20 protein-coding genes are annotated in these 23,324 nt (G+C 70.6%); 11 read left to right on the top strand and 9 right to left on the bottom strand.

The genetic code is table 11. The annotated features are described in order from the left end of the window. The first annotated feature begins 185 nt into the window (after nucleotides 1-185). From ABD240_RS14335 to ABD240_RS14315, 5 genes are all read left to right on the top strand, one after another. Nucleotides 186-1,094: an ABC transporter permease gene (locus ABD240_RS14335; protein WP_344337995.1), complete on the top strand. Its 909-nt coding sequence runs from the start codon at nucleotides 186-188 to the stop codon at nucleotides 1,092-1,094. Beyond that, complete coding sequence (locus ABD240_RS14330) at nucleotides 1,094-2,785, top strand: dipeptide/oligopeptide/nickel ABC transporter permease/ATP-binding protein (protein ID WP_344337993.1); 1,692 nt, start codon at nucleotides 1,094-1,096, stop codon at nucleotides 2,783-2,785. The genes ABD240_RS14335 and ABD240_RS14330 overlap by 1 nt, the downstream gene beginning before the upstream one ends. Continuing rightward, the gene (locus ABD240_RS14325; RefSeq protein WP_344337991.1) at nucleotides 2,785-3,579 is read left to right on the top strand and encodes an ABC transporter ATP-binding protein; all 795 of its coding nucleotides are present in this window, start codon (nucleotides 2,785-2,787) and stop codon (nucleotides 3,577-3,579) included. The genes ABD240_RS14330 and ABD240_RS14325 overlap by 1 nt, the downstream gene beginning before the upstream one ends. Continuing rightward, nucleotides 3,576-4,766 (top strand): serine hydrolase domain-containing protein, encoded by a 1,191-nt coding sequence (locus ABD240_RS14320; protein ID WP_344337989.1) that lies wholly within the window; start codon nucleotides 3,576-3,578, stop codon nucleotides 4,764-4,766. The genes ABD240_RS14325 and ABD240_RS14320 overlap by 4 nt, the downstream gene beginning before the upstream one ends. Before the next feature lie 72 nt (nucleotides 4,767-4,838). Continuing rightward, nucleotides 4,839-6,434: an ABC transporter substrate-binding protein gene (locus ABD240_RS14315; RefSeq protein WP_344337987.1), complete on the top strand. Its 1,596-nt coding sequence runs from the start codon at nucleotides 4,839-4,841 to the stop codon at nucleotides 6,432-6,434. A 77-nt stretch (nucleotides 6,435-6,511) separates the two neighbouring features. On the opposite strand, the gene ABD240_RS14310 is transcribed toward ABD240_RS14315, so the two are convergent. Beyond that, on the bottom strand, nucleotides 6,512-8,590 hold the full coding sequence (locus ABD240_RS14310; RefSeq protein ID WP_344337985.1) for an alkyl/aryl-sulfatase: 2,079 nt from the start codon (nucleotides 8,588-8,590) through the stop codon (nucleotides 6,512-6,514). Nucleotides 8,591-8,788: 198 nt separating this feature from the next. Here ABD240_RS14310 and ABD240_RS14305 point away from each other — a divergent pair, with 198 nt between their 5' ends. From ABD240_RS14305 to ilvD, 5 genes are all read left to right on the top strand, one after another. Next, nucleotides 8,789-9,958, top strand: coding sequence for a CE1758 family FMN-dependent luciferase-like monooxygenase (locus tag ABD240_RS14305; protein WP_291796262.1), 1,170 nt, complete (start codon nucleotides 8,789-8,791; stop codon nucleotides 9,956-9,958). Continuing rightward, nucleotides 9,958-10,695 carry a CE1759 family FMN reductase gene (locus ABD240_RS14300; RefSeq protein WP_291796259.1) on the top strand — a complete coding sequence of 246 codons (738 nt, stop codon included), beginning with the start codon at nucleotides 9,958-9,960 and terminating at the stop codon, nucleotides 10,693-10,695. The genes ABD240_RS14305 and ABD240_RS14300 overlap by 1 nt, the downstream gene beginning before the upstream one ends. A 29-nt stretch (nucleotides 10,696-10,724) precedes the next feature. Then, the gene (locus ABD240_RS14295; protein ID WP_344337982.1) at nucleotides 10,725-11,192 is read left to right on the top strand and encodes a MarR family winged helix-turn-helix transcriptional regulator; all 468 of its coding nucleotides are present in this window, start codon (nucleotides 10,725-10,727) and stop codon (nucleotides 11,190-11,192) included. Between the two features lie 121 nt (nucleotides 11,193-11,313). Further along, complete coding sequence (locus tag ABD240_RS14290; protein WP_291796253.1) at nucleotides 11,314-12,315, top strand: 2-hydroxyacid dehydrogenase; 1,002 nt, start codon at nucleotides 11,314-11,316, stop codon at nucleotides 12,313-12,315. A 256-nt stretch (nucleotides 12,316-12,571) separates the two neighbouring features. Next, nucleotides 12,572-14,305 (top strand): dihydroxy-acid dehydratase, encoded by a 1,734-nt coding sequence (ilvD, locus tag ABD240_RS14285; RefSeq protein WP_425547033.1) that lies wholly within the window; start codon nucleotides 12,572-12,574, stop codon nucleotides 14,303-14,305. 173 nt (nucleotides 14,306-14,478) lie between these two features. On the opposite strand, the gene ABD240_RS14280 is transcribed toward ilvD, so the two are convergent. The 5 genes from ABD240_RS14280 to ABD240_RS14260 all read right to left on the bottom strand — a co-directional run bounded on the left by ABD240_RS14280 (nucleotide 14,479) and on the right by ABD240_RS14260 (nucleotide 18,040). Beyond that, nucleotides 14,479-15,300: an aldo/keto reductase gene (locus ABD240_RS14280; RefSeq protein WP_291796250.1), complete on the bottom strand. Its 822-nt coding sequence runs from the start codon at nucleotides 15,298-15,300 to the stop codon at nucleotides 14,479-14,481. A gap of 124 nt (nucleotides 15,301-15,424) precedes the next feature. Further along, nucleotides 15,425-16,045, bottom strand: coding sequence for a hypothetical protein (locus ABD240_RS14275; protein WP_344337979.1), 621 nt, complete (start codon nucleotides 16,043-16,045; stop codon nucleotides 15,425-15,427). After that, nucleotides 16,042-16,263, bottom strand: a complete 222-nt coding sequence (locus ABD240_RS14270; protein WP_344337977.1) for a helix-turn-helix transcriptional regulator — start codon at nucleotides 16,261-16,263, stop codon at nucleotides 16,042-16,044. The genes ABD240_RS14275 and ABD240_RS14270 overlap by 4 nt, the downstream gene beginning before the upstream one ends. A 242-nt stretch (nucleotides 16,264-16,505) precedes the next feature. After that, nucleotides 16,506-17,717, bottom strand: a complete 1,212-nt coding sequence (locus tag ABD240_RS14265; RefSeq protein ID WP_344337975.1) for an NAD(P)/FAD-dependent oxidoreductase — start codon at nucleotides 17,715-17,717, stop codon at nucleotides 16,506-16,508. 116 nt (nucleotides 17,718-17,833) lie between these two features. Beyond that, nucleotides 17,834-18,040, bottom strand: coding sequence for a hypothetical protein (locus ABD240_RS14260; protein WP_344337973.1), 207 nt, complete (start codon nucleotides 18,038-18,040; stop codon nucleotides 17,834-17,836). An 83-nt stretch (nucleotides 18,041-18,123) separates the two neighbouring features. Here ABD240_RS14260 and ABD240_RS14255 point away from each other — a divergent pair, with 83 nt between their 5' ends. Further along, entirely contained in the window at nucleotides 18,124-18,657 is a 534-nt protein-coding gene (locus tag ABD240_RS14255) for a MarR family winged helix-turn-helix transcriptional regulator (protein WP_344337971.1), read from the top strand. Nucleotides 18,658-18,689: 32 nt separating this feature from the next. Here the strand turns inward: ABD240_RS14255 and ABD240_RS14250 are convergent, their stop codons facing one another. Genes ABD240_RS14250 through ABD240_RS14240 form a run of 3 tightly spaced genes read right to left on the bottom strand, consistent with a single transcriptional unit; the run spans nucleotide 18,690 to nucleotide 23,221 of the window. Next, on the bottom strand, nucleotides 18,690-19,367 hold the full coding sequence (locus ABD240_RS14250) for a hypothetical protein (protein WP_344337969.1): 678 nt from the start codon (nucleotides 19,365-19,367) through the stop codon (nucleotides 18,690-18,692). A 54-nt stretch (nucleotides 19,368-19,421) separates the two neighbouring features. Next, nucleotides 19,422-21,278 (bottom strand): ABC transporter ATP-binding protein, encoded by a 1,857-nt coding sequence (locus ABD240_RS14245; RefSeq protein ID WP_344337967.1) that lies wholly within the window; start codon nucleotides 21,276-21,278, stop codon nucleotides 19,422-19,424. Next, nucleotides 21,275-23,221 carry an ABC transporter ATP-binding protein gene (locus ABD240_RS14240; RefSeq protein WP_344337965.1) on the bottom strand — a complete coding sequence of 649 codons (1,947 nt, stop codon included), beginning with the start codon at nucleotides 23,219-23,221 and terminating at the stop codon, nucleotides 21,275-21,277. Before ABD240_RS14240 ends, ABD240_RS14245 begins: the two co-directional genes overlap by 4 nt. Nucleotides 23,222-23,324 lie beyond the last annotated feature (103 nt).

Here is a 23,324-nt window from a genome sequence, read left to right as displayed (position 1 = left end):
ACATGCTGACGAACCGGCCTCCTGCGCCGCGACCGGCATGTCTCGTCGCACTGACACAAGGAGGTGTTGCTCATGGCGCTGGCCATCTCATCGGGTGCATCGGTCGGCACCCGTCCGCCGGGGGCGGAGCGGTCCCGGCCGGCTGCTCACCCGTGGGCGCGGTTCGCGCTGCGCAGGGGCGGGGAGTGCTGCTGTCGTTCGCGCTCCTGCTGCTCATCACGTTCCTCATCGTCCCGCTCCTGCCCGGCGACCCCGCCGTCGTCGCCGCGGGGGAGGGCGCCACGGCGGAGCAGATCGAGCGGACGCGCGAGTCCCTCGGCCTCGACGCCCCGCTGCTCGTGCAGTTCGCGCAGTACCTCCGCGGAGTGCTCACCTTCGACCTGGGCACCTCCTTCGCCACGGGCACTCCCGTCGCCTCGGTGGTGTTCGCACGGCTGCCGTTCACCGCGGAGATCGCCCTCATCGCCATCTGCCTCACCCTGCTCATCAGCGTGCCGCTGGGCACCGGCGCGGCGCTGCTCACCCGGGGCGGCCGCCGCCCGGGGGTCGACCACGTGTTCAACGCCCTGACCAGCTTCGTCTTCGCGGTCCCCAACTACGTGCTCGCGACGCTGCTCGTGTACGTCTTCGCGATCCACCTCGGCTGGCTGCCGGCGTCCGGAGCCGCCACCCTGTCCTCGCTCCTCCTGCCCACGGCCGCGGTGATGATCGGTCCGGCCTGCGCGCTCGCCCGCATCGTGCGCCGTGAGGCGGCGTCGATCTTCGAGGAGGACTACGTCCGCACGGCGCGCGGATGGCGCCTGAGCACGTGGCACATCACGTCCCGCTACGTGCTTCCCAGCCTCCTCACCACGACGCTGACCCTCTCCGGTCTGATCCTCGCGGGGATGCTCGGCGGCGCAGTGGTCGTGGAGACGGTCTTCAGCTGGCCCGGGCTCGGCACCGGGATCGTCCAGGCGATCACCCAGCGGGACTACCCCGTGATCCGGGGGATCATCCTCCTGCTGGGCGTGCTCGCGACCCTGCTCATCCTCGTGGTCGACATCGTCCTCGCGCTCGTCGATCCCCGCACCCTCGACGGAGAGGCCGCCTGATGACCGCACGCAGACGCACACTCTGGAAGCCGGCCTTCACCGCCGGAGTCGTCGTGATGGCGGCGCTCGTGCTCGTCGCCGTGTTCGCACCGCTCCTCGTCTCACAGCAGGCGCACCAGTTCACCGACGACGTCGCGCTGCCGCCCGGCGGGGCGCACCCGCTGGGCACCAACGACTTCGGCCAGGACAACCTCGCCCGCGTCCTGGTCGCCACCCGTCTCACTCTGGTCATGACCGTGTGCGCCACGGCGATCTCCGTGCTGGGCGGCCTCGCCGCGGGCGTCGCGATCTGGCTCTCCCCGCGCGCAGTGCGGGAATGGTGTCTGCGCCTGCTGGAGACCGCGGTCGCCTACCCCACCCTCATCACCGCTCTCGTCATCGCGGCGATCCTGCTGCCGGGGGCGACCACCGCCGTCATCGCCCTCGGGATCGCGGGCATCCCCGGCTTCGCCAGGGTCACGGCCAATCTCGCCGGCCGCACGGCCCGCGCCGAGTACTTCCTCTCGAGCCGGTTCCTCGGGGTGGGCTCGTGGCACCTCGCCACCCGGCACATGATCCCCTCGATGGCGGAGCCGCTGCTCGTGCTCTCCACGACGATCTTCGCCACGGTCCTCGTCGAGATCTCCGCGCTGTCCTTCGTGGGGCTCGGCGTGCAGCAGCCGCAGTACGACCTCGGGTCCCTCCTCAACGACAGTCTCGAGGCGCTCTACACCCAGCCGGCCGAGGCCCTGGGGCCTGCGGTCATGATCGTCCTCGCCTCGGTCGCGGCGATGCTGATCGGGGACGGGCTCGCCGCGCATGCGAACCCGCGCGCCTCGCGCCGCTGGGCGCCCCGGCCCCGGGCCGCGAGTGCCGTGGCCGTCCCCGCTCCGGGGGACACCGCGCTCGTCCGGGTGCGCGATCTGCGGGTGAGCGCCCCCGAGGGCGGGGACGCGCTCGTCCGGGGCGTGGATCTCCACGTCGAGCCCGGGGAGATCGTCGGCATCGTGGGCGAATCGGGATCCGGGAAGTCGCTCACGGCGCTCTCCGTCGCCGGTCTGCTCGCCGACGAGCTCGGACAGAGCGCCGAGGAGCTGCGCGTGGGCGAGATGAATATGCTGGGCAGCCCTGCCGCCGCGGAGCTCGCACGGCAGATCGCCCTCATCTACCAGGACCCCGGGACCACCTTCGCCCCCTCCCGCACGATGGGTCCGCAGCTCACCGAGGTCCTGCGCACCCACATGGGAGTGCCCCGGAAGGAGGCACGGGCCGCCGTGATCGAGGCGCTCGAGGCGGTGGGCATCACGCAGCCGGAGCTGCGCATGCGGCAGTACCCGCATCAGCTGTCCGGCGGGATGCGGCAGCGGGCGATGATCGCGGCCGCCGTCGTGACCCGTCCCTCCCTGCTCATCGCGGACGAGCCGACGACAGCCCTCGACGTCACCGTGCAGGTGGGGGTGCTGCGTGCCTTCCGGGCCCTGCGCGAGCGGCTGGGGACCGCGATCCTCTTCATCTCGCACGATCTGGGAGTGGTGCGGGAGCTCTGCGACCGCGTCGTGGTCATGCGCGGCGGGGAGGTCGTCGAGGAGCTCCCCGCCGCTCAGCTGGACCGGGGCGAGGTCTCCCATCCCTACACCCGGGCGCTGCTGGACGCCGTGCCGGAGATCGACACCGAACGCGGGCGGATCCTCGCCGGCGCGGAGGAGGAATGATGCACGCAGGCAGGAAGGATCCGGCTCCGCTGGTGGTCCGCACCCGGGCGCTCAACGTGAGCTTCGGCTCCCACCACGTGCTCAGGGACATCGACCTCGAGGTGGAGCGCGGACGGGTGGTGGGCCTCGTGGGCGAGTCGGGCTCCGGCAAGTCGACGCTGGCCAAGGCCCTCGTCGGCATGCTGCGGATCGACAGCGGGCAGCTCGAGGTCGTGGGCGAGGACGTCGCACGGCCGCGGCGAGCCCAGCGGCATGCGCTGTACCGCAGGGTCCAGTACGTCCCGCAGGACCCCTACTCCTCCCTCAACCCGCGGCGCACGGTGGGGCAGACCCTCGCCGAGGCCTTCGACCCCAGGCGAGGGAGTGTGCGGTCGCATGCCGCGCAGATCGCGCGGGTGCTCGCCGAGGTGCAGCTCGATCCGGAGCTCGCCGGCCGCTATCCGCATGAGTTCTCCGGCGGCCAGCGGCAGCGGATCGCGATCGCGCGTGCCCTGGCGATCGGACCCGAGCTCATCGTCGCGGACGAGATCACCTCGGCCCTGGACGTCTCCGTGCAGGCAGGGGTGGTCCGGCTGCTCGCGGAGCTCCGGGAGAAGGGCGCCGATCACTCGATGCTCTTCATCACCCACAACCTGGCGGTCGCGCAGGAGGTCTGCGACGACATCGTCGTCATGCGCCACGGGCGGATCGTCGAGACCGGCCCGGTGGACAGCGTGTTCGCGGCTCCGGCTGAGGAGTACACGCGGACGCTGCTGGACTCGATCCCCGGAGCGAAGGGATTCGCACTGTCATGACCACTGCCCAGGCGCCGCAGAGCGATCCCGCCGCGAGGTTCCGGGATCCCGCCGTCATCCGCGCGCACATGATCGACGACGAGCAGCGCATGCGCACGCGGCGTGTGCGCAGGGGCGACGGTCCTCCGGCTGCCCTGCCGGACCCGGGCGCGGACCCGGCACTCGGGAGCCTCCCGGTCCCCGGGCCGCACGGGAAGGATGTTCCGCTGTCCGCATTCCTGGACAGCGCGGACTCCACGGCACTCCTCGTCCTGCATCGGGGGCGCGCGGTCCACCAGGAGTTCCGGCACGGCCTCCGTCCGCGCGATCTGCACGTGACCGCCTCGATCTCGAAGTCCGTCTTCGCGCTGCTGTTCATCAGCCTCGTCCGCGCTGGTGAGATCGACCTGCACCGGCCCGTGCGCCGCTACGTGCCCGAACTCGCCGGCACGGGCCTGGGCGAGGCGCTGGTGGACCACTGCCTGCACATGCTCACCCAGGTGCGCTACGGCGACCGGCCGTTCCACAAGGAGACGGAGGCGCGCGCGTTCTTCGCGGCCGTGGGGATGGTGGAGCCGCCGGCGGGGTACAGCGGGCCGCGGACTCTCCTGGACCGGCTGGCGACCACCCGGGCGGACGGGCCCGGCGGCGTCCGTTTCCGGTATGAGAACGGCAACACCGAGGCGCTGGGCGAGGTGGTGCGGAGGGTGACCGGACAGCCCGTCGCGGAGCTGCTCTCCGCCCTGCTCCACTCGCGGATCGGTGCCGTGGAGGACGCGCAGTTCTCCCTCGACACGACCGGCCGCGAACTGGTGTCGGGCCGGTTCTCCTGCACGCTTTCGGACCTTGCGCGGATCGGTGAGACGCTTCGCTGCGAAGGGCAGGCGGCAGGTGCGCAGGTGCTGCCCGCCTCCCTCGTCGCCGGTCTCTTCCGCGTGCCGGACGGGCCTGCGGGCGATGTGCTGGGAACGGGGGACCGGCGCCCCGACGGCCGCCCGGTCCTCGCCTACTCCCAGGCCTGGTGGCTGCCGCTCGACGGGGAGGGCGCGCTCGTCGCCCGCGGCCGCTCCGGACAGCGCCTGTACGTCTCACCGCACCGTGAGGCGGTCATCGCCCTCTTCGGGGCGCATCCGGTCGCCGATGATCTTCCGATCCCCTTCTTCGAACCCGTCCTCGCGCGCATCGCGCAGTCCCTGCAGGCGCGGTGACGACCTCCGCCCCGCGGCCTCGCCTCGAGCCCGCCCGCCCTTCGATCCCCCTTCCTTCGATGAGGAGAAACCATGCACACTCCACCTCACGGCCGACGCGCCGTCGTCCGCCGATCTCACCGCCTCGTCCCCGCCGCCGCGGGGCTGCTGGTGACAGCACTGACGCTGTCGGCCTGCACCACCGGTTCCGGCGGCGCACCGGGAGAGAGCGGAACGACCACCGACACGATCAGGTCGACGCTCATCGCAGATCCGTCCAGCTTCAACCCGATGACCTCCTCCGGAGTCCCCGGCACGACCGCGAACGGCCTCCTCTACACCACCCTGCTCGCGCAGGACGAGGGAGGAGCGCTGGCCGGTGAGCTCGCCGCTGAGTGGGAGGTGACGCCGCAGAAGGGGACGTTCACCCTGCGCGAGGGAGCCGCCTGCGCAGACGGCACGCCGATCACGGCCACCGTCGTCAAGGACTCGCTCGAGGCATTCACGGAGGTCTCCAACAACAAGGATCTCGTGTTCGGCCCGTCCACACCGGAGGTCTCCGCCGACGACGAGGCGGGCACCGTGACCATCGAGCTGGACACTCCCTGGGCGGACATGGGACCGGGGCTCACGATGCCGGAGACCGGGATCGTCTGCCCCGCGGGGCTCGAGGACCCGGAGGAGACCGCGAAGGGGACCGTCGAGGGAGCCTTCTCCGGCGCATACACCCTGGGCGATTTCACCCCGGGCGCCAGCGTCTCCTTCGAGCTGAGGGAGTCCGGCTACACCTTCCCCGAGTACGCCGAACCTCTCGAGGGCACGCCCGCCGCGCGCATCAGCTACACCGTCAGCGCCGACTACAACAGCATCGCGAACAGCCTGATCGCGGGCGATCTCGATCTGGCGACGCTCACGGGCGAACCCCTCACGCGCTTCGACGACCAGGAGGGCTTCACCGCGGAGAGGTTCTCCACCGGCAACCTGTTCCTGCTCTTCAACGAGAGGGAGGGGAAGCCGTTCGCAGACGCGGAGGCACGGCGGGGAGTCGCGCAGGCCCTCGACCGGCAGGCGTTCGTGCAGGCGGCGACGGGCGGGCTGGGCACCCCGGCGGACAGCTTCGTGGGCGACACGGTGCCGTGCGTGAATGAGGACCCCGACGCCCTGCTCGCCCCGGATCCCGAGGCGGCCTCGGCGGCGCTGGACGGGGTCTCCGCCGTGCAGCTGGGCACCCAGGCCGTCGGCAAGGGCGCCGGGAACACCTACATCAACCAGGTGCTGAACGAGGCCGGGGCCGAGGTGGAGCTGCGCACCGTCGACAACGCCGGGCTGGCGACGGAGCTTGCGAGCAAGCCCGATTCGTGGGACATGGCGGTCATCAACCTCATCAACCTCTCCGGCACCGTCTACGGCGGGCTCTCCCGGGTGGTGGGGCCCACGACGGAGGACGGCGGACGCAACAGCACCGGCGATCCCCACCCTGAGCTCCTGGCGATGCTGGGGGAGGCGATGGCCGAACCGGATGAGACGAAGCGCTGCGCGATCTACGCGGATCTGCAGCAGCAGGTCTTCCAGGACGGCATCGTCGTGCCGCTCAGCGACCTGCCTGCGCAGCTGACGGCCGCGGAGGGCTTCAGCCAGCGGGTGATCGGAGGGCTGCCGGTCGCCAAGACCATGCGCATCGCCGGCTGAGCCGAAGGGCCCGGCGGAGGGAGCTCCCTCCGCCGGGCCCTTCGCCGTGCCTGTCGCCCGGTGGAGTACGTGCCGGGTCAGTGCGGTGCGACGATGGGGAAGCGTCGCCGCGGTGTCGTCAGCAGGCTGCGGAACCGCTCCCACACCGCAGGGTCGCCGCTGTGGTCGAACCCGTCCAGCCCGGCGTGCGCCAGTCGCGCGGCCTGCCCGGGAGGGACGCGGATGCTCAGCTGGGCCTCGGGATCGGAGTCCGTTGCGGTGTGCTCCGTGCGCCCGGCGATCTCCTCGCAGCTGTGCCGGAGCACGCCGTTGCGCAGGTGCGCGCGGTGCACCCGCACTGCCTCGCCCGCGGCGTCGAGCTCTACCAGATCGAAGCTGAGGGAGGTCTCGGCGGCCGCCGGACCGTCGAGGCGGACCGCGCAGGAGTCCAGCACGTCCGCCGGCCCCAGCCCCCGCGCCAGCTGGTTGCGCCCCTGGACCGGTCCGCGTGGGGACCCGGCGGCGGGTGCGGCCGCCGGGGTGGGTCCGGCAGCGCGGGCGGCCTCGGCCTCCCCGGCGGCACGGGCAGCACGGGCGGGGGAGGACATCCGGAGTTCTGCGGCTCCCGTGAGGTACTCGTTGCGCCAGACGGCGTTCTCGCAGCCGTGGGCGAGCCGTTCGAAGACGGCGGCGAGGAGCTCGCGGGCCTCTGCATACGGTGCCACTGCATACGGTGCGTCCGCCTGAGTGTCCGAGGCCGGCGCAGGCGGTGCCCCCGGTGCGGGCGCAGGCTGGGCGAACACGCAGGCGTCGAGGAGCTCCGCCGCGAAGCGCAGGTCCTCGACCGAGGCGGTGCGGATCGCCTCGGTGCGCTGCGGAGCCCCGGCCGCCTCGGCCTGTTCCCCGAAGAGCAGTCGCCGGGCATGTCCGACGGCCTTCTCCGCTCCGCCCAGCAGGTCGATCCAGCGCCGTGCGCCGGCGCGGTGCGGGAGCTTCCAGAGGTGGGCGGGACTGCCGTCGTACCAGCCCAGATAGAACTGGTAGATGCCCTTGACGTTGTGGCTCAGCGAGCCGTAGAAGCCGCGGACCACGGGCGAGGCGGCCAGTGCTGCGGGCAGGGTGAGCGTCTCGGCGATCTCTTCGGGAGTGAGGCCGTCGTTCATGAGGCGGACGGTCTGGTCGTGCATGAAGCCGTAGACGTCGCGCTGCACGGAGAGGAACTCGTCCACGCGCTCGCGGCCCCACGGGGGCCAGTGATGCGTGGCGAAGGCGACCTCCGTGCGATGGCCGAAGAGTCTGCGCGTCTCGTCGAGGTAGGCGGACCACCGCTTGGCGTCGCGGACCTGCGCACCGCGCAGGGTGATGATGTTGTGGAGGGTGTGCACCGCGTTCTCCGCCAGGCACAGGGCGCCTCGCTGGGGGAGGAAGATGTTCATCTCGGCCGGGGCCTCCGTGCCGGGAGTGAGCTGGAACTCGAGGAGGACGCCGTCGATCTCTCGCGTCTCGCCGGTCTCCCGGATCGAGTCCGTGGGCTCCGTGAGAGTGGTGGTGCCCGCGGCGACCCGCTGTCCGAGCCCGCAGCCCACATGGCCGGCGGGGCCCGCGGGGAGCGCACCGCCGTACATGTACCCGGACCGGCGGCGCATGGCAGGGCCGGCGACGACGTTCTCGCTCGTGGCGTGGTGATGGAAGCCCTCCGGGGCGAGGACCGGGACGGGCTCCGCGGCTCCCTGTCGCAGCACCGCGGCCACTCCGCCGAAGTGGTCGACGTGGGGATGGGTGAGGACGACGCCTGCCACGGGGCGCCGGCCGCGATGGGCGAAGTAGAGCTCGAGAGCGGCCTCGGCGGTCTCGGTGCAGGTGAGCGTGTCGATGACGACGACCCCGCTCTCTCCCTCCACGAGGGTGAGGTTGGCGAGGTCGAACCCGCGCACCTGGAACACGCCCTCGCAGACCTCGAAGAGGCCGTGGCGGGCCACACGTCGCGAATGCTCCCAGAGCACGGGATGCGCGGTGGCCGGGGCCGGTTCCCCGAGGAAGGAATAGGCGTCCAGGTCATAGACCTCCGCGCCGGATGCCGCGCGGATGAGCGGGTCCCGGCGCGTGCCGAGGAAGCCGCGACGGCTGTCCTCCTCGACTGCCGCCAGTGCGTCCGGATCGGGCGGGAGCTGCGTCATCGGATCTCCTCCATGCAGTGTTTCCATACACTCTGTCTGGTTTCAGCCTATATGACTGAGTGGATGAGCGGTGGTGACGGCTGCAGGGTCCCCTCGCCCTGCCTGTGACCAGTCGCACTCCTCGGCGGGAACATCTGCTCGCCACTGATGGTTAAACTTTTCACCAAGTGATTGAAACTGCAACCAAAAGGGGCTGTCATGGAGTTCGGCATCTTCACGATCGGCGATGTCACCACCGATCCCACCAACGGCACGACGCCGAGCGAGCACGAGCGGATCATGTCCATGCTCACGATCGCCAAGCATGCGGAGGAGGCAGGCCTGGACGTCTTCGCGACCGGCCAGCACCACAATCCGCCGTTCGTGGCGCCGGCCAACCCGCCGGTGCTGCTGGCGCACATCGCTGCGCAGACGGAGCGCATCCACCTCTCCACCTCCACGACGCTCATCACCACCACGGACCCGGTGCGCATCGCGGAGGACTACTCGTACCTGCAGCACCTGGCCGGCGGCCGGGTGAGCCTCATGATGGGACGCGGCAACACGGGGCCCGTCTACCCCTGGTTCGGCAAGGACATCCGCGCGGGCATCCCGCTCGCCGTGGAGAACTACAACCTCCTGCACAGGCTGTGGCGTGAGCGGAACCTCAGCTGGGAGGGGAACTTCCGCACGCCGCTGGACGGCTTCACGGTCACGCCCTGGCCGCTGGACGACGTGCCGCCCTTCGTCTGGCACGGCTCCATCCGCAGCCCGGAGATCGCGGAGCAGGCCGCCTACTACGGCGACGGCTTCTTCCACAACAACATCTTCTGGCCCACCAGCCACACTGCGCGCATGGTGAAGCTGTACCGCCAGCGCTACGAGTACTACGGCCACGGCGCCGCGCATCAGGCGTTCGTGGGGCTGGGCGGTCAGGTGTTCATGCGTGCTGACTCCCAGGCCGCCGTGCACGAGTTCCGGCCGTACTTCGACAATGCGCCGGTCTACGGCCACGGTCCCAGCCTCGAGGACTTCGCGGAGCAGACGCCGCTCACCGTGGGCAGCCCGCAGCAGGTCATCGAGCGTTACGCGGGCTTCCGCGAATGGGCCGGCGACTACCAGCGGCAGCTGTTCCTCCTCGACCATGCCGGCCTGCCGCTCAAGACCGTCCTCGAGCAGATCGACATCCTGGCCGAGCAGGTCGTCCCCGTGCTCCGCAAGGAGCTCGATGCGGCGCGCCCCGCGGACGTCCCGGACGCCCCCACGCACGAGTGGCTCCGCGTTCGCCACCTCGCGGGCCAGGACCCGGTGCCCGGCGGCGCTCCCGGCTCGCGCGCCCACGAGGAGCGTGAGGCCGCAGCGCAGGAGAAGAAGGGAGGGCGGCAGTGATGACGGATGCCCGCTTCTCAGACAGCCCCACCGTCCCGGCCGTCAGTGCCGCGGAGAGCGTCGAGCTCGTCGCGGTGTCCGCCGGCATGAGCGAGGACTCGACCACCGATCGCCTCGCCGCGCGCATGCTCGCCGAGGCGGCCTCCGTGATCGAGGCCCGCGGCCTGCGGGTGCGGACCACGCACGTGCGGCTGCGGGAGCTCGCCCGCCACCTCGCGGACCTCACCGCCACCGGTCTGCCCGCGCCGCAGGTGGAAGAGGCCTTCGCCGCCGTGCGGCGGGCCTCGGGCGTCCTCACGGTGGCGCCGGTCTACAAGGCCGCCCCGGTGGGGATCCTCACCCTGTTCTGGCAGCTCATCGACGACGCCTCCCTCGCGAGCACCCCCGTGCTGCTGGGCTCCACGGGAGGCACACCGCGCCACTCTCTGGCCGCGGAGACCACGCTGCGCCCGCTCCTGGCCTACCTCAAGGGCATCGTGCTCCCCACCGCCGTCTTCGCCGCGACCGACGACTGGGGTGCGGGTGCGGCGAGCGGTCTGCGGGAGCGGATCACCGCTGCCGCGGAGGAGTTCGCGGCACTCGTGGTGCCCGCCGGTACGGATGCGGAGGCTTCCGAGGCCTTCGCCGCCGAACCTGCTCCCAGCGCGTCGGTGCGCACCTCCGCGCGTCTCGACCGGATGCGCGATGAGTTCGATCCGGAATCCGTCACGCCGTTCGCGCAGCTGCTGGGACGGTGAGCGCGGTGGAGGAGAGAGGGGGTCTTCCGGTGGGACCGCCTGCACCCGGCGGCGAACTCCTCGCCGAACCGGCCGTGATGGCCGCCTGGCGGACGTACTTCGAGACCGCCCAGCGCCTCACCACGCGCATGGGGGAGTGGATGAAGGGCGATTCCGGGGTGGACCTCGGCGACTTCAACATCCTCATGGTGCTGGCGGAGGCTCCGGACAGGGTGCTCGCGATGTCCGTGCTCGCGGAGCGGCTGGTGTTCTCGGTGCCGCGTCTCAGCTACCGGGTGAGGAGCCTCGAGGAGCGCGGCTGGGTCCGCAAGGAGCAGGACCCGGACGATCGCCGCGTCCAGCAGGTGCACCTCACCCAGGAGGGCGCCCACACGCTCGTGCGGGTGGGGCAGGTGCACCGGCAACGGGTGCGCCATGTGTTCGACGAAGTGCTCACGCGGGAGGAGATCGAGGCGCTCGGTCGGATCACGGCGAAGATCGCCGGTGCCGTGGGGTGACGGGCGCTGCGGGTCAGGCTGCACCGGCATCAGGGTCCACCTGTGCCCGGTCCCGTGAGCGTCCTGTCCTGACTGCGGAACACCCTCTTCCCGCGTCCGGCCCTCGTGCCACACTGTGGGCATGAGTGAGAATGCACACGCCGGCACGTCTGCCGGAGCACAGGACCTGCCCGCCGGTCTCGTGACCACCATCGCCTTCCCGGACAACGAGCTCCGGGCGCGGATCGACTCCCGGATCGTCGACCATCAGCAGGGACGGCTGAAGTTCGTGGTCTGGAGTGCCGAGCATCAGTCCCGCGGGCTCAACCCGGACACGATCGACGCGGTCATCCTGCCGTACATGAATGCAGGACCCACGATCGACCGCCTGCATGAGCTGAAGAACCTCAAGTACGTCCAGCTGCAGACCACGGGCTACGACGCGGTTGTGGGCAAGGTGGGGCCGGAGGTCACGGTCGCCACGGCCTCGGGCGTGCACACCGCTGCCACCGCGGAGCTCGCAGTGGCCCTCACCCTGGCGAGTCTGCGCGGCATCGACGACGCGGCCCGGGACATGCTCAAGGAGAAGTGGGACCACATCCACCGGCGCTCGCTCGCGGACCGGAACATCGTCATCGTGGGCGCGGGCGGGATCGGCAACGCGATCTTCGACCGCTTCGCGCCCTTCGAGGTCAAGCAGACCCGTGTCGCCACGCGGGCGCGCGAGGACGAGCGCGGGCCGATCCTCGCCATCGACGAGCTGGAGGGCCTGCTGCCGACGGCGGAGGTCGTCGTCCTCATCACCCCGCTCACCCCGCAGACCGAGAAACTCGTGGACGCGGAGTTCCTCGCGAAGCTCCCGGACGACGCGCTCATCGTGAACGTGGCCCGCGGCGGCGTCGTGGACACCGATGCGCTCGTGGCGGAGCTGCGCACCGGCCGCCTCCATGCGGCCCTCGACGTGGTCGACCCCGAGCCGCTGCCGGCGAGGCATCCGCTCTGGTCCACGCCCAACACGCTGCTCACCCCGCATGTGGGCGGCGATGCCTCCGCCTTCCACCCGCGCATCGCGAACCTCCTCACCGAACAGGTCATCCGGCTGGGGCGTGGGGAGAAGCTGCTCAACGTCGTCGAGATCGACTGAGCCGCTCCGTGCCCCCGGAGCGGCGCTGCGCGTCCGAATCGGCACTGGCCGGCGCATTCGGGCAGTCCGGCGTTCTCTATTGGTGAGACGGTCACCCGGCGCATCTGCCATATGGGACTGGAGCGGGACCTCAGGCGTGCCGAAAGTGCAGGTGAGGGGGTGCACGAGTGCCCGCAGACCTTCGTTAGGCGTCCCGCGGGTCCGCATGGCGGGACCTGCGGGAGGGGCCTGCCGGTCGCGGTCCTAAGATCAGGGCATGAGCATCACTGACGACACCCGCGCAGCCACGCCCACCAAGCCCGGCGTGGACATCAAGCCCCGGTCTCGCGACGTCACCGACGGTCTGGAGCGCGCCGCAGCACGCGGCATGCTCCGGGCCGTGGGCATGGGCGACGACGACTGGCAGAAGCCGCAGATCGGTGTGGCCTCGTCCTGGAACGAGATCACCCCCTGCAACCTCTCGCTCCAGCGGCTCGCCGGTGCGGCCAAGGAAGGCGTGCACGCAGCGGGCGGCTACCCGCTGGAGTTCGGCACCATCTCCGTCTCCGACGGCATCTCGATGGGCCACGAGGGCATGCACTACTCGCTCGTCTCCCGTGAGGTCATCGCGGACTCCGTGGAGACCGTGTTCGGCGGTGAGCGCCTCGACGGCTCCGTGCTGCTGGCCGGCTGCGACAAGTCGATCCCGGGCATGCTCATGGCGGCGGCCCGCCTGGGCCTGTCCAGCGTCTTCCTCTACAACGGTTCGATCATGCCGGGCACGGCCAAGCTCTCCGACGGCACGGAGAAGGAGGTCACCCTCATCGACGCCTTCGAGGCGGTGGGCGCCTGCCGCGCCGGCAAGATGACCGAGGGCGACGTCGATGCGATCGAGCGCGCGGTCTGCCCGGGCGAAGGCGCCTGCGGCGGCATGTACACGGCCAATACGATGGCCTCGGCGGCGGAGGCGATGGGCATGTCCCTGCCCGGCTCCGCCGCTCCGCCGGCCATCCACCGCAACCGCACGATGTACGCGCGTCAGTCCGGCGATGCCGTGGTCAACATGCTGCGCCAGGGCATCACGGCACGCGACATCATCACCAAGAAGTCGCTGGAGAACGCGATCGCCGTGGTGATGGCGTTCGGTGGATCCACCAATGCGGTCCTGCACCTGCTGGCGATCGCCCATGAGGCGGGGGTGCCCCTGGACCTCGAGGACTTCAGCCGGATCGGGGACAAAGTCCCGCACCTCGGCAACGTCAAGCCCTTCGGCCAGTACGTGATGAACGACGTCTTCAAGATCGGCGGCGTGCCGGTCATCATGAAGGCGCTGCTGGATGCGGGCCTGCTGCACGGAGACTGCCTCACCGTCACCGGCAAGACCGTGGCGGAGAACCTCGAGGCGATCAACCCGCCGGACCCGGACGGCAAGATCCTCCGCGCGCTCAACAATCCCATCCACGCCACCGGCGGTCTGTCCGTGCTCAAGGGCTCGCTCGCGCCGGAGGGCGCGGTCGTGAAGTCCGCGGGCTTCGACGCGGACGTCTTCGAGGGCACCGCACGCGTGTTCGACCGTGAGCAGCCGGCGATGGACGCCGTGCTGAACGGCGAGCTCAAGGCCGGCGACGTGGTGATCATCCGCTACGAGGGCCCCAAGGGCGGCCCCGGCATGCGAGAGATGCTCGCCATCACCGGTGCGATCAAGGGGGCCGGGATCGGCAAGGACGTCCTCCTCATCACGGACGGCCGCTTCTCCGGCGGGTCCACGGGGCTCTGCATCGGCCACGTGGCGCCCGAGGCGGTGGACGGCGGCCCCATCGCCTTCGTCCGCGACGGCGACCCCATCAGCGTGAACATCCCCGAGCGCACCATCGACCTCGGTGTGTCCGAGGAGGAGCTGGCCGAGCGCCGCAAGGACTGGACGCTGCCGGAGAACCCGCGCCTGCACGGCGTGCTGGGCAAGTATGCACAGCTGGTGAAGTCCGCTGCCGTGGGCGCGACGACGGTCTGATCCCACGCTGACGGCCGGCCCCTCCGTGCTGCTGGCGGAGCCGGCCGGAGGTGCGCACGAAAGGTCCGGGTCACGCCGCAGCGTCGTGACCCGGACCTTTCGTGCTGTGAACCCGCGGCCGGGCCGCAATGCGGAGGCTGAGTGTCAACGCGGACCCGTCGGCCGGGTGCAGGTCAGTTGACCTCGGCGGGATCCGCGGAGACGCGCTCGTTCCTCTCCAGCGCGTCGATCGCGGCGACCTGCTCGGCGGTGAGGACGATGTCCTTGGCCGCGAAGTTCTCCGCCATGCGCTCCGCGCGGTTGGACTTGGGGAACACGATGTGGCCCTTGGCGAGGTGCCAGGCGATGACGACCTGCGCCCAGGTGGCACCCACGGCCGCGGCGATCTCGCCCACCACGGTGCTTGCGTAGTCGACCTTGCCCTGGCCCAGCGGGCCCCAGGCCTCGATCCTGATGTCATGCTCAGCGAGCAGCGGCAGGGTCTCGACCTGCTGGAACTGCGGGTGGAGCTCGATCTGGTCGACGGCCGGTACGATGCCGGTGTCCAGGATCGCGGGCAGGAAGCGGTGGTCGAAGTTGGAGACGCCGATCGAGGTGGTCAGGCCCTCCTCGCGGAACGTCGCGAAGGTCTCCCACGTCTCGATGACCTTGTCGTTTGCAGGCGTAGGCCAGTGGATGAGGTAGAGGTCCACGTGGTCGAGGCCCAGCTTGGTGAGGCTCTCATTCAGAGCTGCACGGGCGTCGTCCGCGCCGCGCCGGTCGTTCCACAGCTTGGTGGTGACGAACAGCTCCTCGCGCGGGATGCCGGACTTGGCGATCGCTGCGCCCACACCCTCCTCGTTGCCGTAGACGGCGGCGGTGTCGATGTGGCGGTAGCCGGCGGCGAGAGCGTCGGTGACGATGCGCTCCGTCTCCGCCGGATCGACCTTGAAGACGCCGAATCCCAGCTGGGGGATCGTCCTGCCGTCGTTGAGTGTGAGTGTGGGAACCGTCATGGGATCGCCTCTCTGGTCCGAATGGTGTGCGTTTTGCAGAGCATGCCCGGTGCCGGGGGAGCGGATCCGGCCGGCGGTGAGCGGACGTGGACCACTCTAGCCGCGCGACCGCTGCCGGCTCGCCTCAGTCCTCGTCAGGGGCGGTGCGCTCAGCTTCAGCGCGGCGACGGCCGGACCGGGCCATGAACCTGAAAACCACGAAGGTCACCGCGATGCCTGCGACACCGCCCACGAGTGCTCCGGTCCAGGTGCTCGTGTTCTCCATCCGAGACGTCACCCAGCTGACGTCGATGAGCGGGGCACCGGTGACGGCGTAGGCAGCGAGCAGCCCCAGCCAGACGAGCGCACAGATCGCTCCGATCGCCAAGCCCCAGCGGCGACGCCGCGGTGCGGTGCGGCTGTACACCTGCGCGTTGTCGACGCCCTCGCTGCTGCAGTAGAGGAAGTAGGCGAGGTTCGGCACTGCCGAGGCGAGGATCGCCAGGCCCGACTGCAGTATGGCTCCCGTCGCGGCGAGGAGCAGGCCGAGGCCGATGAAGGTATAGATCGCCGTGGTCATCGACACCGTGCCGGCACGGAGGATGATGTCCCTCTCGCGCTCATCGCCCATGGAGGGGTCGGTGAGGCCGGTGATCCGGTCGGCGGCACGGGCGAAGCGTCGCTGCTCCCGGGCGAAGCGGTGGCCTCGGCTGTCTGGTGTGCCCCTGCCCGGGGATCCGAACTCATGCGGCTGTGCGGTGCTCATGGCTGTTCCTCCTCCAGGGGGAAGAGCTGCTCGACGGTGGTCGCCAGCTCACGGGCGATGCGCAGCGCCAGATAGACGCTGGGGGCGTAGTCGCCCTTCTCCACTGCGACGATCGTCTGCCGTGAGACGCCCACCTGCGCCCCCAGCTGCGCCTGCGTGAGCCCGGCGGCCTTCCGCAGCGTGCGCACCGGAGAGCTCTCAGCGACCACGCCGCTCACGTCCCTCCACCGTCGATGTCGAGTTCTCTTGACATGTCGATGGTAAGCATCGTGGACATGTGCATGTCAAGAGAACTCGACATCCTCCCGGAGGGGAGAGGCTTCGCCGTAAGCCTGCCGCCTGTCGTCGAGGCTGGCCGTCGGACGCGTCGGATGCCGGTCCCCGGGACGCCGGGGCCCCTTGCCCGAGGTCCGCCGGCCGGGGCCCGTTGCCCGAGCTCCGCCGCCCCGGGCGCACCGCCTCACCCGAGGTCTATCGACCCGCGCAGCTCGTCGCCGGACCTGGGCTCCACGGCGGTCTGCTCGATGACGGCCTTGGCCTTGTCGGTCGAGTCCCACACGTTCCAGAGCAGGACGCCGCGTACGTGGTCCTCGTGTGCGTAGTACACGACCCCGGAGCTGCGGTCCGCGCTGAAGTCCTCCGTGGTGTCCGCCTGTGCGCTGAGCTCACCCACGGCCTCATAACCGTAGTCGAACAGATCCGACCAGAAGATGGGTGTGTAGGTGTAGGACTCCGGCTCTCCGGAGCCCGTCTGCGCGGTGGCCATGTTCCGCCCTGCGACCGTGCCCTGGTGCTCGGCGTTGTCCACGTGCTCCACCCGGCGCATGCCCAGCAGCGCGTCCGGGTAGCGGGCGACGTCTCCGGCGGCCCAGACGTGTGGAGCGCTGGTGGCGAGCCGGGCGTCGACCACGATGCCGTCGTCCACCGTGATTCCCGCCAGCCGTGCGACCTGGTCGTTGGGGACCACGCCGGCCCCGATCACGACGACGTCCGCCGTGTGCGCTGTGCCCTGGTCCGTCGACACGGTGACGGTGTCGCCCTCTGTGCGTGCGCCGGTGACACGCGTCCCCGTCACCATCTCGACTCCGCGTTCCCGGTAGGTGCGGGTCACCTCGGCGGCGAGGTCCGCGGGGAACATGGACCCCTGGACCGAGGTGCCCGGCATGATGAGCGTGACCCCTACCTCGTTCTGCCGCAGTGCCGCACTGATCTCCGCGCCGATGTAGCCGCCTCCCACCACGACCGCCCGCGTGCCGGAGTTCGCGAGCTCCCGGAGCCGCCGGTAGTCGGCCACGGTGCGATAGGTGAGGATGCGCGGTGAGTCCGGCAGGTCCAGCGTCCGAGGCTCGGCGCCGGTGGCGAGGAGCAGCTGGCCGTAGGTGAGTGTGCGTGTGTCGGAGAGCGTGAGTGTGCGGGCTTCGGTGTCGATCGCCGTCACCGAGGTGCCGGTGAGCAGGTCTGCGCCGATCTGGTCATCCAGCAGCCAGCCGTTGTCCAGGCCCGCGTTCTCGTCCAGCCAGAGCGTCTTGGACAGGTCCGGACGGTAGAAGGGGCCGTCGTCCTCCCTGCCGATGATCGCGAGAGAGCCCTTCGCGTCCTTCTCCCGGATCGCCGCGGCGGCAGCGGCCGCGGCGACTCCTGCTCCGACGATGACGTAGTCGTAGGAATTCATGGTGCCGGTCCTCCTGAGCTCATCGGGTGCAGTGCCCGCTCGGTGCGGGAGCCTGAGAGCGCGGGGCCGCTCATGAGCGCCCGTCCCGGTCGAGGTGGTGGTGCCAGTGTGTCAGCTCACCGCGCTGCCTTCCACTGTTCGTGGAGGGTGCGGCGCCGTTCGTACTCGCGCTTGAGCCGTGCGCGCGGATCCATGGACTCGCTGAGGCGGGGCGGGCCGATGACGTGGAGCACCGCGTACTCGAAGCGGTTCCAGAATCTGAACCACCGGCCGAATCCGTCCTCGCCCGAGGGCTTCTGCGCAGGGGTGTCCTCGCGGGGCATCGTGGTCCTTTCGTCCGGGCGTGCGGGGTGGGGATGCAGATGAAAGTTAGTGCACTAAGGATATCAGGGGTTACGCTCGGAGGGTGAGTTCCAGTAACTTCCTCCGCCTCGACGAGCAGGTGTGCTTCGCCCTTGCAGTGGCTGCCCGCAAGGTCATCGGCCTCTATGGGCCGCTGCTCTTGCCCATGGGGCTGACTCACCCGCAGTACCTCGTGATGCTCGCGCTCTGGGAGGAGAGCCCGCGGCGGCAGGGGGAGCTGGCACGTGCGGTGCACCTGGAGCCGGCCACGCTCTCTCCACTGGTGGCCAGGCTGGAGCGATCCGGCTATGTGCGGCGTGTGCACGCCTCTGACGACGAGCGCGTGCGGATGGTGGACCTCACGGATGCGGGGCGTGCGCTGCGGGAGCGTGCGCTCGACATCCCGCCCAGCATCCTCGAGGCGCTGGACATGAGTGCGGACGAACTGGCCTCACTGCGGGATACGCTGCACGATCTCATCGACCGCTCCGACGCAGGTGCGGGCGAGGGACGCTCGCGCCGGGACGAGGCGGTCCGGGGCAGGGAGCAGAGCTCGGGCACAGGCTCTGCCCGGTCCCCGCGTGGCACGGAGGACTGAGGCCGTCGCCCGGGCCGCCGGCTGCGCGCGCCTCAGTTGCTGAAGTCGTAGATGTTCTCCGACCTCCGCGGGAAGAACCGTTCCATGAATTCCTGGTCTGTGGGCATGGGCGGCCAGATGAGCGGCTCCTCCGGCGCGTCCTTCCGGGTGAAGTGCATGCACGCGAGTGCCTCGTGCTTGCCGGGCAGCGCATAGACCGTGAAGGTGAGGACTCCCGTGGCGGGCTTGTCGAGGAACATCCGATTGCCCAGGTGGACCGAGTCGAGGTCTCCCTGGGCCATCCGCGCGCGGATGTAGTCCGCCGTGGCAGTGGTGCACCGATACTTCTCTGTTCTGCTGACCATGCTCCTGCCGCTGGCTGCGTGTCGCACACTGCCGTCCGCAAGCAATGAACCGCAACCCCAGAACACGACGAGCACGAGGAAGATCACCGCACCCGCAAGCGCATAGGCGGCGAACCCCTCGAACTCCCGCGGCGCGGTGAGTCGCATGACGATGACGCCGGCAACCAGCGCAGCAGTGAGCACGATGCCCACGACCTTGAGGACGAGGCCGGCGCGAGGACGGTTGCCGAACTTCCACGGCCCGCTGTGCAGCGCGAGGACGGGATCGAGGTCGAAGAGGCGGCGCCGGTCCGGCTCCACGTCCCAGCGGCCTGCACTCACCGGCGGTTCCGGCTCAGTCTGCGGCCGCGGGTCGGATTCCTCCATTGTCGCCTCCTGCGGTCCAATCTGCCGGGCAGTCCTCCGTTCCCCGCCATTCTCCTAGGCCCGCGACTCCTCCCACGCCGCGTGCAGGCCCGCGAAGCGACCGCCGGCGGTGATGAGGTCCCCCGGCGCGCCGTCCTCCACGATCTCTCCGTGCTCCATCACGAGGACCCTGTCCGCGATCTCCACGGTGGAGAGTCGGTGGGCGATGATGACCGCGGTGCGTCCCTCCAGCACCGTGGCCAGCGCTGCCTGCACCTGGCGTTCGGAGGGGATGTCGAGGTGCGCGGTCGCCTCGTCGAGGACGAGCACGTCCGGATCCGCGAGGAAGGCACGAGCGAAGCTCACCAGCTGCCGCTGGCCGGAGGACAGGCGGCCTCCGCGCTTCTTCACGTCCGTGTCGTAGCCGTCCGGCATGCGCGCGACGAACGGTGCCAGGCCCACGGCCTCGGCAGCGGCACGCACCTGCGCATCCGTGGCCTCCGGCCTGCCGATCCTGATGTTGTCGCCGATCGACCCGCCGAACAGGTAGGACTCCTGCGTGACCATGACGACGGACTGCCGCAGCTGCGCGTCCGCGAGATCCCGCAGACACACGCCGTCGAGGCGGATCGTCCCGCCGGTGGGATCGTAGAACCGGGCGAGGAGCTTGACGAGCGTGGACTTGCCCGCGCCCGTCTGTCCCACCAGCGCCACGGTCTGCCCGGCGGGGATCGTCAGGTCGAACTCCGGCAGCACCGTCTCCCCGCCCGCATAGGAGAACGAGACGCCGGAGAACGAGACGGTGCGACCGGCCCGAACCTCGCCTGCGGGCGGGGGAGCCGCACCGGCACCGAGCGCCGCTCCACCGTTCCCTGACCCGCTCCGGGAAGGGAGGCGAACGGGGACGGACGGCTCCACGACCTCGGGCTCCGCGTCCAGCACCGCGGTGACCTTCTCCAGCGCGGCCTGGGCGGACTGGTACATGGTGAAGGCCTGCACCAGCTCGTCCAGCGGCCCGTAGAAGCGGCGGACGTAGAGCAGGAACGCGGTGAGCACGCCCACCTGCAGGCCGTCGCCCATGACCAGCCAGCCCCCGGTGAACAGGACGCCGGCCATGGAGAGGTTGCCGATCCAGCGTGTGGACGCGGCGAACCACCCCACGTTCCGCAGGCTCGCGGCCGTGGCCTCGCGATACTTCGCGTCCTCCGCGGCGAGGCGCCGTTCGTTGGTCCGCTCCCTGCGGAAGGACTGGACCGCGCGGATCCCTCCCATCGTCTCCACGAACTGCACGATGACCCGTGCGATGGCGGTGCGGGTCCGGCGCTGGTTGCGCCGCTGCGCGCGGTTGGCGGCGATGGAGACCCAGAGGAGCGGGACGAAGCCGGCGAAGATCACGAGAGCCAGGCGCCAGTCCATGACGAGCAGCGCCACGGCGATCACGCCCATGGTCGAAAGGCCGATCGCCATCTCCTGCAGCGAGCCGGAGAGGAAGATCTGGATGTTCTCCATGTCCGAGGTCTGCCGCGCCACGAGCCGCCCGGAGGTCGACTTCTCGTGGTAGCCGATCCCCAGCCGCTGGACGTGGTCGAACAGCCTGCGTCGCAGCGCCACCATCAGCCGCTGCGCGAGCGTGCCGGTGAGGCGGGTCGAGGCGAAGTCGAAGAGACCGGTGAGACCGGTGATGAGGACGAAGACCAGCAGCGGTGACATCAGTGCCCAGGTGTCGCCGGCGACCGCACCGGGGATGCCCTCGTCCAGTGCGCGGGCGATGAACACCGGCCCGATCGCATTGCCGAGGCCGAAGGCGGCGAGCAGTCCGATGAGGAGCGCATAGCCGCGCAGCTGCGGACGCACGAGCTCGCCCAGCAGCCTCCGGGCGCGTGCGGCGATGTCCTCCGGCAGAGTGTCCGGCTCCTCCGGGTTCCGGTTCATGCGTGCACCCCCATGAGATCTCGATAGGCCGCCGAGGCCTCCAGCAGCTCCTCGTGCCCGCCCACGGCCTGCACCCGGCCGGAGTCCAGAACCGCCACCCTGTCCGCGAGCGCGGCGGTGGAGGGGCGGTGGGCGACGATGAGCGAGGTGGTCCGCGAGAGCACCTCCCGGAGCCTGCGCTGCACGCGGTCCTCCGTGTCCACGTCCACGGCGGAGAGCGGATCGTCGAGGACCAGGTACTGCGGCCTGCCCGCCACCGCGCGGGCGAGCGCGATGCGCTGGCGCTGGCCGCCGGACAGCGCCAGCCCCTGCTCTCCCACCTGCGTGTCGAGCCCGGCGGGCAGCGCGCGGACGAAGTCCGCGGCCTGAGCGATCTCGAGCGCCTCCCAGACCTGGGCGTCCGTGAGTGCGGGAGGCTCCTCGCCGTCCGCACCGTCCTCGCCGGCGACGGCCTGTGCGCCCATGAGCACGTTCTCCCGTACGGTGGAGGAGAAGAGGATGGGGTCCTCGAACGCCACGCCGATGCGTGAGCGCAGGTGCGGCAGAGGCAGCGCACGCACATCCGCGCCGTCGACCGCCACGCGACCGGAGGTGACGTCGAAGAGGCGCGGTACGAGCGAGGCCAGGGACGTCTTGCCGCTGCCCGTGGTGCCGACGAGCGCGAGTGTCTCGCCGGCCGCCACGCGCAGCGTGATCCCGTCGAGGACGGGGCGGTCCGCATCCTCGTGGGCGAAGACCACCTCGGAGAACTCGAGGACGCCGGCGTCGGGAGAGTGCTCCGCAGCGGGAGCGGTGCGCGGTGCTGCCGCAAGGGACTCGCCGCGGGATCCGCGGCTCGCGGAGACCGTTCCGCCGGCATCGGAGACGGTTCCGCCGGCATCGGAGACGGTTCCGCCGGCATCGGAGACGGTTCCGCCGCCCGCGGTGCCCGTGAGCACGGGAGATCCCTGCGAAGTGCTCCCTGCCGAGCCGGCCTCGGGCGCGGTGATGCGGGGTGCGATGTCCATGAGCTCCCAGTAGCGGGTGGCCGCCGTCAGCGACATGAGGGCGTCGGAGAGGAGGAAGCCGAACATCTCGATGGGCATGCGCAGGTACATCATGAGCGTCACGGCGGCGACGACGTCGCCCAGGCTCGCCCAGCCCGCGACCACACCCCAGGCTCCCACCCCCGCGATCGCCGCCTGCGCGAGCTGCGGCAGGAGCATGACGACACCCCAGAGCCAGGCGTCGAGGCGGACCTTCCGCAGCTCGTGGTCCCGCAGCCGCTCCACGATCAGCCGGAAGCGCCGCGCGGCCCAGGGGCTCCGGCCGAAGGACAGGAGCACGCGGATGCCCTGGACGGACTCCTCCACGGAGGTGGAGACCTCGCCCATCGTGTCCTGTGCGGCGCGGGAGGCCACTTGGTAGCGGGTGTTGAACCAGGCCACGCCGGCCATCGTGGGGAGGGCCATGAGCACGAGGATGAGCGCGAAGACGGGATGGATGAGGGCGAGGACGACTCCGCCGATCACCACGAGCACCGGGGTGATGACGAGGAAGGGGAACCCGAAGGCGAAGAACCTGCGCAGCTGGGAGAGGTCGTTGGTGGCGCGGGAGAGCATCTGCCCGGAGTCCCATTCGTCGTGCCGGGCCACGTCCAGACGCTGCAGATGCCGGTAGAGGCGGTGGCGCCACTGCACTTCCCAGTCCGCGGTCATGCCGGCGGTGAGGAGGCGGCGGATCAGCTGGAAGAGGGCCTCGGCGGTGCCCACGAGGACGACGAGCCCGGTGATCGCGAGGAGGCCCGGCAGGCTGCGCTCCGCGAGGGGACCGTCGATGGCACGGCCGGTGAGCACGGGGATGAGCAGGGAGATCCCGGTGGACGCGAGCGCGAAGAGGATGCTCGCGACATAGCGCACCGCACGGGGGCGGATGTCGGGCCAGAACCGCAGGAGGATGCGCATAGTTCAGCATCGTAGGCGAGGGCACGGACGTGGGCAGGCGGACGGGCTCTGCTGATTGCTTAGGAGGGCTGCATCGGCCTGCGCCTCGCTCGCGCCGCAGGTC

Origin of the sequence: Brevibacterium salitolerans (assembly GCF_039531405.1) — a bacterium.
GTDB lineage: Bacteria > Actinomycetota > Actinomycetes > Actinomycetales > Brevibacteriaceae > Brevibacterium > Brevibacterium salitolerans.
This window is presented reverse-complemented; position numbering and strand designations above follow the sequence as displayed.

Coding starts and splice junctions, on each gene's coding strand:
- ABD240_RS14300 (WP_291796259.1), top strand. CDS start 9,958: ATGACGGATGCCCGCTTCTCAGACAGCCCCACCGTCCCGGCCGTCAGT.
- ABD240_RS14275 (WP_344337979.1), bottom strand. CDS start 16,045: ATGAGCACCGCACAGCCGCATGAGTTCGGATCCCCGGGCAGGGGCACA.
- ABD240_RS14260 (WP_344337973.1), bottom strand. CDS start 18,040: ATGCCCCGCGAGGACACCCCTGCGCAGAAGCCCTCGGGCGAGGACGGA.
- ABD240_RS14250 (WP_344337969.1), bottom strand. CDS start 19,367: ATGGAGGAATCCGACCCGCGGCCGCAGACTGAGCCGGAACCGCCGGTG.
- ABD240_RS14310 (WP_344337985.1), bottom strand. CDS start 8,590: ATGACGCAGCTCCCGCCCGATCCGGACGCACTGGCGGCAGTCGAGGAG.
- ABD240_RS14290 (WP_291796253.1), top strand. CDS start 11,314: ATGAGTGAGAATGCACACGCCGGCACGTCTGCCGGAGCACAGGACCTG.
- ABD240_RS14315 (WP_344337987.1), top strand. CDS start 4,839: ATGCACACTCCACCTCACGGCCGACGCGCCGTCGTCCGCCGATCTCAC.
- ABD240_RS14245 (WP_344337967.1), bottom strand. CDS start 21,278: ATGAACCGGAACCCGGAGGAGCCGGACACTCTGCCGGAGGACATCGCC.
- ABD240_RS14240 (WP_344337965.1), bottom strand. CDS start 23,221: ATGCGCATCCTCCTGCGGTTCTGGCCCGACATCCGCCCCCGTGCGGTG.
- ABD240_RS14305 (WP_291796262.1), top strand. CDS start 8,789: ATGGAGTTCGGCATCTTCACGATCGGCGATGTCACCACCGATCCCACC.
- ABD240_RS14330 (WP_344337993.1), top strand. CDS start 1,094: ATGACCGCACGCAGACGCACACTCTGGAAGCCGGCCTTCACCGCCGGA.
- ABD240_RS14280 (WP_291796250.1), bottom strand. CDS start 15,300: ATGACGGTTCCCACACTCACACTCAACGACGGCAGGACGATCCCCCAG.
- ABD240_RS14320 (WP_344337989.1), top strand. CDS start 3,576: ATGACCACTGCCCAGGCGCCGCAGAGCGATCCCGCCGCGAGGTTCCGG.
- ABD240_RS14265 (WP_344337975.1), bottom strand. CDS start 17,717: ATGAATTCCTACGACTACGTCATCGTCGGAGCAGGAGTCGCCGCGGCC.
- ilvD (WP_425547033.1), top strand. CDS start 12,572: ATGAGCATCACTGACGACACCCGCGCAGCCACGCCCACCAAGCCCGGC.
- ABD240_RS14325 (WP_344337991.1), top strand. CDS start 2,785: ATGCACGCAGGCAGGAAGGATCCGGCTCCGCTGGTGGTCCGCACCCGG.